The following is a 6445-nucleotide window of genomic DNA, read 5'->3' on the forward strand; positions in this document are numbered from 1 at the left end:
CTGACGGCACGTATCGACGTTTACCCATCGGCAAATACTTGCCACAAAATCCAATACAAAAAAGGTGTACTGCTAGGCAGCTTCGATATTGTCTCGCCGCAGCACGCCGCGATGGGGGGGATCTATCAGCTCGGCAGTGATTTTTCGTTAATGCTAAAACGCCAGATTGAGCGCAAATCACAAAGCTTTGTGGTTTCCGGGATCACTCGCGTACCGGTAAATGCCGGACAACCTGCCGCCATGATGATGCTGGCCGAAGATAATGACGCCCAATATATTATCAACGGTCAAATAACTGACCTGACATCGACCCTAGATCAAAAACTGCTCCAGAGTGATAAAATAAACCGTCAATTTGCCGCCACTCTCAAAATAATGGATGGCAAAACCGGTGAAGTGCTGATGCAAAATAACTACCGTGAAATTGCCGAGTGGCCATTCTCCCGCGTCAGCCAGGTAGATACCCAGAGTGCCCGTTTTTGGCAATCGAGCTATGGCCAGGCAGTACAACGGGTGAGTCGCAACATGATGCTCGATCTCGAGAGTGCCCTTTCATGCCGAACGAGCTTGCCTGAAGTCGTGAATGTCTACGGAAACAAAATACAAATCAATATTGGCCGTATTCATGGAGTAAAACGTGGTGATAAGTTGAAGCTTTGGCACAGCGCAGGCTTTATTGACCAACAGGGCATCCCGCGCAATCGAATGGTGCAGACGGACATTACCCTAACGGTAGATCGCGTTTACGAAAAAACGACCGAGCTTTCCGTCGAGCAAGCAGATCTGGCGAGCAGCATTCAACCTGGTGATTTACTGACCAAGCAGCTGCCTCGTTAACACTAATCACTTAAAATTAGTGATATTTTAGGTATAATGGCACTTCAAGTTTAATTTCTTGATGCTCCCTTAGCTCAGCTGGATAGAGCGTCCCCCTCCTAAGGGGAAGGCCGCAGGTTCGACTCCTGCAGGGAGCGCCATTTCTACACAAACCCTTTTATCTCGACCTTCTCCATCCCTTAGATTTATCATCAGTTTCCCGGCATCTATTAGACAATACCAGCAGGTACAAAACTGCCATGTGGGAGGAGGCAGAGGGAATTACAGGCTGAACAAAGATTGAATCAGTGCAGATGACAGGCATAAAAAAACCCCGCTCATAGCGAGGTTTCTTCATTTTTCTAACTATCGCTTTCTCATACTTAAGACAAAACGATAAAAAATATGGTGGAGCTATGCGGGATCGAACCGCAGACCTCTTCGCTGCCAGCGAAGCGCTCTCCCAGCTGAGCTATAGCCCCAAATCGTGAGCTGATAATAAATAATTAATGAATTCATGTCAATAGCTTCAATATACTCATTTTTTCACATTCCAAAATTTTGTTAACTTGATCAAATTTATGCCATTTTGGAAATTCTTCAAATTTTATAAGGCCCATGTTTTTGTATAAAAAAGTCGATGCTTATTAAGATTTGAAAAAAATGTTCCTGTTCTATGATCTCAGTGGTATGAGCAATAAACGTTCATATTCATGTGACGAGTGCAGCATTTTGCAGGCTCGAGCATACTGCTTGCGAATAAGAAGAAATTGAAACGTTAATGGTACATGGGAGATTGCGTATGAAGAAGTTAATGATTTTTGTTACAGCAGCATTACTATCAACCAGCTTTAACTCAATGGCATATACTCTTGCTGGTACTCCAGTTGTTCTCGACCAAGATGCTTTCAGATACTGTGCAGGTGCAAAAAATATTCGAGTTTGTATGGCACGCTATGAGTTAATACATAAGTCGAGTAAGAAATAAATTAACTACTTCGTCTAGCAAGTAGTTACAGGCGGAATGAAAGTCATTCCGCCTGTTCATTTATGCGTTTGCTTCACGCTCAGCAATGAATGCCAATGCCATGTTAATACGCTTTGCTACGCGCTCTTTACCAACAAGTTGCATTACCGCGTCAACTGATGGAGATTGTCCCTGCCCCGTAACAGCGACACGGAGTGGCATACCGACCTTACCCATGCCAAGCTCCAGCTCTTCACAGGTCTCTTTGATCACGCTGTGCAGGTTTTCAGCTGTCCACTCAGTTAGCGCTTCAACTTTCGACAGTGCCAGAGCCAGCGCATCTTTAGCTACCGGACGTAGGTGCTTCTTCGCCGCGCCAGCTTCAAATTCGTTGAAATCCTGATAGAAATAACGAGACTGCTCGGCAAGTTCAATCAGCGTATTACAACGCTCGCCGACCAATGCAATCACATCAGTAATCACCGGACCGTTTGCTGTATCGATTTCTTTCTGCTCCAGGTGCCATTGCAGATACTTAGCAACATACTCCGGCTCAGCAGTCTTAATGTAATGGTTGTTTAGCCACAATAGCTTATCAGTGTTGAATGCAGACGCAGACTTGCTGATTGAGTCCAGGCTGAACAGCTTAATCATCTCTTCCAGAGAGAAGATCTCCTGATCGCCATGAGACCAGCCCAAGCGTACCAGGTAGTTAAGCAGGGCCTGAGGCAAATAACCTTCATCACGATACTGCATCACGCTAACAGCGCCGTGACGCTTAGACAGTTTCGCGCCGTCATCACCAAGGATCATTGCGCAGTGCGCGAACTCTGGTACCGGTGCACCAAGTGCTTTATAAATGTTGATCTGGCGCGGTGTGTTGTTGATATGGTCTTCACCACGAACCACCTGAGTGATCCCCATATCCCAGTCATCAACCACTACGCAGAAATTGTAAGTCGGGCTGCCGTCGGTACGGCGAATGATCAGATCATCCAACTCGCTGTTCGCGATTTCAATACGGCCACGAACGTGATCATCAAACACAACCGTGCCTTCTTTCGGGTTGCGGAAACGGATCACAAACGGAGACTCTTCAGTTGCCGCGCCGTTTGCTGCAACCACCTTAGGGTGATCGGCATCATAGCGTGGCTTCAGGCCTGCTGCCATCTGCTCTTCGCGCAGTTCATCAAGCAGCTCTTTCGGGCAGTAGCACTTGTACGCCTTGTCTTCGGCAATCAGCTGATCGATAAGCTGGTTGTAACGATCAAAACGTTTAGTCTGGTAATGAGGGCCTTCATCCCAGTTCAAACCTAGCCACTCCATACCTTCAAGAATGGCATCAATCGCTTCCTGTGTAGAGCGCTCAAGGTCTGTATCTTCAATACGAAGAACAAATTCGCCACCCATGTGTTTTGCGAATAACCAAGAATATAGAGCTGTACGAGCACCACCTACGTGCAAAAAGCCTGTCGGGCTAGGTGCAAAGCGAGTTTTAACCGTCATCTGTAAATACCTAAATGAAATAGAAGGGTCAGGCTGCACAACAGGCTACCTGACAGCAAATTGGCTGCTATTTTAGCACCGTGAACCAATTGTACAAATATCAAAAACGGGAAGCATGAGTGTCTGGCAAGAAAGGCACTGGCCTGAACAGAATGAGCAACAGTTACCGCTTAACCTGCCATAATTCCGACTACCATTGCGCTCAATAGCGAATGTTTAAGATTGTTTTCCATGTAGATGCTCCTAAAAATGAAGCTGTATCTGAATGCACACCTCAGTTGGCAAACGAAGGTCAGCACGCAAATGTTTTCTACGTTGTTTTGAACATGAGCTAAAGTACAATCTTTTTTCGACACGTAAATATAGTAAAAGGATAACTATAACACTCTTCAACCAGCGAATTATAAAAACAATCACCCCTTAACTATCAATGCATTATGATAAAAGCGCAAGTGACAGAAGACATGTGGTAGTGTGCGTTTAATCTTGATATCTTGCTCACCATGAGCAAGTATCAACCACTTAATGGGGCCTTCTTAGGCCAACATAGGCTGCTTGATATTTATTTCGCCAAAAGCGTGACAGACATCGCAACACCATTACCTAAAAAACAAACAGGCCTCGTTCTTTACGGTAGTTTCACACGAATATAATAGCGATTAAGGGACAAGAAACAGCATGCAACATTAACCGCCAAACACCCGGTACGCAAATGCGACACAACAGATAAATATCCCGATAAAACATAAATTCCAAACAGGTATATCTTAAAAACCCATCGTTATTATGGTTGTGACTGAGCTCTGATTACTACTAAAGAGAAATTAAATAAGCTTTTTAACATCCGCCTAGCCAAGTAAAATCGTTTTGCGAAATATCTTTTTACGAGGGACAGCCGCTGACTAGTTACGCGGCCCCTTCAAGGAGTCTTTATGAAGTTAAAACAAATTGCTTTGGCAACAATGTTGCTATCGTTAGCACCGGCAGCAGCGGCGCAGGTAACAATGGAAATACCAAAGGGAGTTCAGCTTTTAGTGGTTAACGGTCAAGATGGTGGTTACTCCATATTTGGTTTTGATCATCAACCTGAGATTGAGCTGCCTGATGGTACCAACCAGCTCGCTTTCCGTATTGCTAAAGCAGTCAGAGAAACGGGCAGCAAGAAAACAAAATACAAGTCAGTCCCTATCATTGTTCGTTTTGATGGAAATAATACTCACCTGAAGCTAGAGGTCCCGAATATCAAAACACTGGATGAAGGTCGTAACTTCAATAAAGCACCTTCATTTATGATCAAGGAATCTGGGAAAGATTATCCATTCGCATACGATACATTGGCTGTAGGCTTCGATCTTGCTCCTGACTTCACTCGTGAAGTTGAGAAATATAATCAGAGCGGGGCTATTGCCAGTACCGCAGCTTATGTGTCAACACCGAACACACTAAGCGCGGCAGTTGCTCAGCCACAGGAAGTGGCACCTAAAGCAGCTGTTCTACCAACTACAAATACATCACCGCAACTTGCTGAATCTAAGAAAGCTGAAATGATGCTACAACACTGGTTCAACCAAGCTGACGAAAATACAAAGAAGAAGTTTTTAAGCTGGGCTATCGCCAATATCAACTAGCTCTTCAGTAGCAATAACAATAACAGCAAGAAGGCTCATTCATTATTAATGAATGAGCCTTCTTTATGCCTGATGCCAAATCTATTATACCCAAGGTTACCTCAAGGTGCAGGATTCAAAACATTAATAACTTGAGCAATAAAGATATTTTCAATCTGATAGAGAGCAAAAAGCCGACAAAAAAGTCGGCTTTAAAAGCAAATTACATCATGCTTACGCTTGGCATTGTGCTGTTAGAAGTAGTATCCAATACCAACACCGAAGCCAAACTTGCTATCGCCACCTCTAGTTAGCTGGTAAGGACGTACCCATACTTCTGCATTCGGGTCGATAAAGTATGTTGCATCAAAAGAAACGATATCTTCTGAGTTTGCCGTTGTTTTGACATTACCTGTTTCCAAGTCTTGCTGAGCAGCATAACCTAGACGGAATAGCCAATCATCCATAGAATATGAAGCACCTACCGAGAAAGCAGTCTGATCCTGGTCAGGCGCGTTATTATCATATTCGGCACCCATGATTTTATAAGCCCCGTGAAGACCAAATGAACCAAATATTGCCTCAAAACCTGCAATGATAAGCTGAGTATCAGAACGTACAGAGTTATCATCATCTTTGTCTAATCGGCGGTCAGTTCCGTATTCATAACCAAGGTGTAATACTGTAGGCCCAGCTTTAACATGAGCAGCCGCACCATAGAAATTATTATCTTCTTCAGTAACGTTACCTTTACCGGCAGCTAATGAGAAATTCACCGCACCAAACTGAGCAGAGTCAAAACGAACGCTGTCGCCATGACGATCATAGTTTACGCCACCTTCGACATCAGTTACCCAGTCAAAGACTTCACCACGTTTCTGACCTGAATATGGCCAGTCAACAATTTCATATGCAGGCGTTAGCACACGTCCTACGCGTAGTTTACCTACATCATCAAAGTCAAAACCGATATAGGTATCACGGAAGCCCATTCGAGAGATACCACCGTCCTCCTCGCTTTGACCATCGCCTACGTCACCGGCTTCCATCTGCCAGAAAACCTTAGGGCCTTTTTCCAGATCAACGGTACCACGTAAACCAAAACGTGATTCATTCAAAACATTTAAAGTATCACCTTCTGCCTCGCCACCCCATACAGAGACGGCAACCTGGCCATATAGATCAACGGTATCTGTTGCTGGTTTCGCTTGAACTGATACTGAAGCCATTGCAGCAGCTGCAACTGCTACACCTACTACTGAACGCTTAAACATGTTTTCCATGGAATAACTCCTAAAAAATACTAGCTGTTTACCTGTGCCTTATTGGTTGGCCGCCGAAGACATCAAGTAACTCTCCCAATATGTCAGCCGAATCCTAAATTCGGCTAAATCATATTTTTTTAGTTCTTTATGAACCCCTGTGAAACTTCAGGTACAAGACTACTTTTGCAGCACAAAACATCAATATTTGGGTGAACTATGACGCACCTACACCATTAAAATATAAAATTTATAAATGTATTTTTTAGTGATACTTCTCATTTTAT

5 protein-coding genes and 2 tRNA genes are annotated in these 6445 nt (G+C 44.1%); 4 read left to right on the plus strand and 3 right to left on the minus strand.

Annotated features, from left to right (window positions below; genetic code table 11):
- Positions 1-837: flagella assembly protein FlgT middle domain-containing protein (locus MHN01_RS12960; protein ID WP_239411726.1), on the plus strand; the 837-nt coding region annotated here is incomplete at its 5' end.
- A gap of 63 nt (positions 838-900) precedes the next feature.
- A tRNA-Arg gene (locus MHN01_RS12965) sits at positions 901-977 on the plus strand.
- 245 nt (positions 978-1222) lie between these two features.
- Here MHN01_RS12965 and MHN01_RS12970 read toward each other — a convergent pair.
- Positions 1223-1298, minus strand: a tRNA-Ala gene (locus MHN01_RS12970).
- A 320-nt stretch (positions 1299-1618) separates the two neighbouring features.
- On the opposite strand from MHN01_RS12970, the gene MHN01_RS12975 reads away from it, so the two are divergent.
- On the plus strand, positions 1619-1804 hold the full coding sequence (locus MHN01_RS12975; RefSeq protein WP_239411727.1) for a hypothetical protein: 186 nt from the start codon (positions 1619-1621) through the stop codon (positions 1802-1804).
- Positions 1805-1864: 60 nt separating this feature from the next.
- Here MHN01_RS12975 and gltX read toward each other — a convergent pair whose 3' ends face one another.
- The gene (gene gltX, locus MHN01_RS12980) at positions 1865-3289 is read right to left on the minus strand and encodes a glutamate--tRNA ligase (protein ID WP_239411728.1); all 1425 of its coding nucleotides are present in this window, start codon (positions 3287-3289) and stop codon (positions 1865-1867) included.
- Positions 3290-4221: 932 nt separating this feature from the next.
- On the opposite strand from gltX, the gene MHN01_RS12985 reads away from it, so the two are divergent.
- The gene (locus MHN01_RS12985) at positions 4222-4917 is read left to right on the plus strand and encodes a DUF2057 domain-containing protein (protein WP_239411729.1); all 696 of its coding nucleotides are present in this window, start codon (positions 4222-4224) and stop codon (positions 4915-4917) included.
- A 233-nt stretch (positions 4918-5150) separates the two neighbouring features.
- Here the strand turns inward: MHN01_RS12985 and MHN01_RS12990 are convergent, their stop codons facing one another.
- The gene (locus MHN01_RS12990) at positions 5151-6179 is read right to left on the minus strand and encodes a porin (protein WP_239411730.1); all 1029 of its coding nucleotides are present in this window, start codon (positions 6177-6179) and stop codon (positions 5151-5153) included.
- Between the last annotated feature and the right edge of the window lie 266 nt (positions 6180-6445).

Source organism: Photobacterium sp. OFAV2-7, assembly GCF_022347985.1.
Classification (GTDB): domain Bacteria; phylum Pseudomonadota; class Gammaproteobacteria; order Enterobacterales; family Vibrionaceae; genus Photobacterium.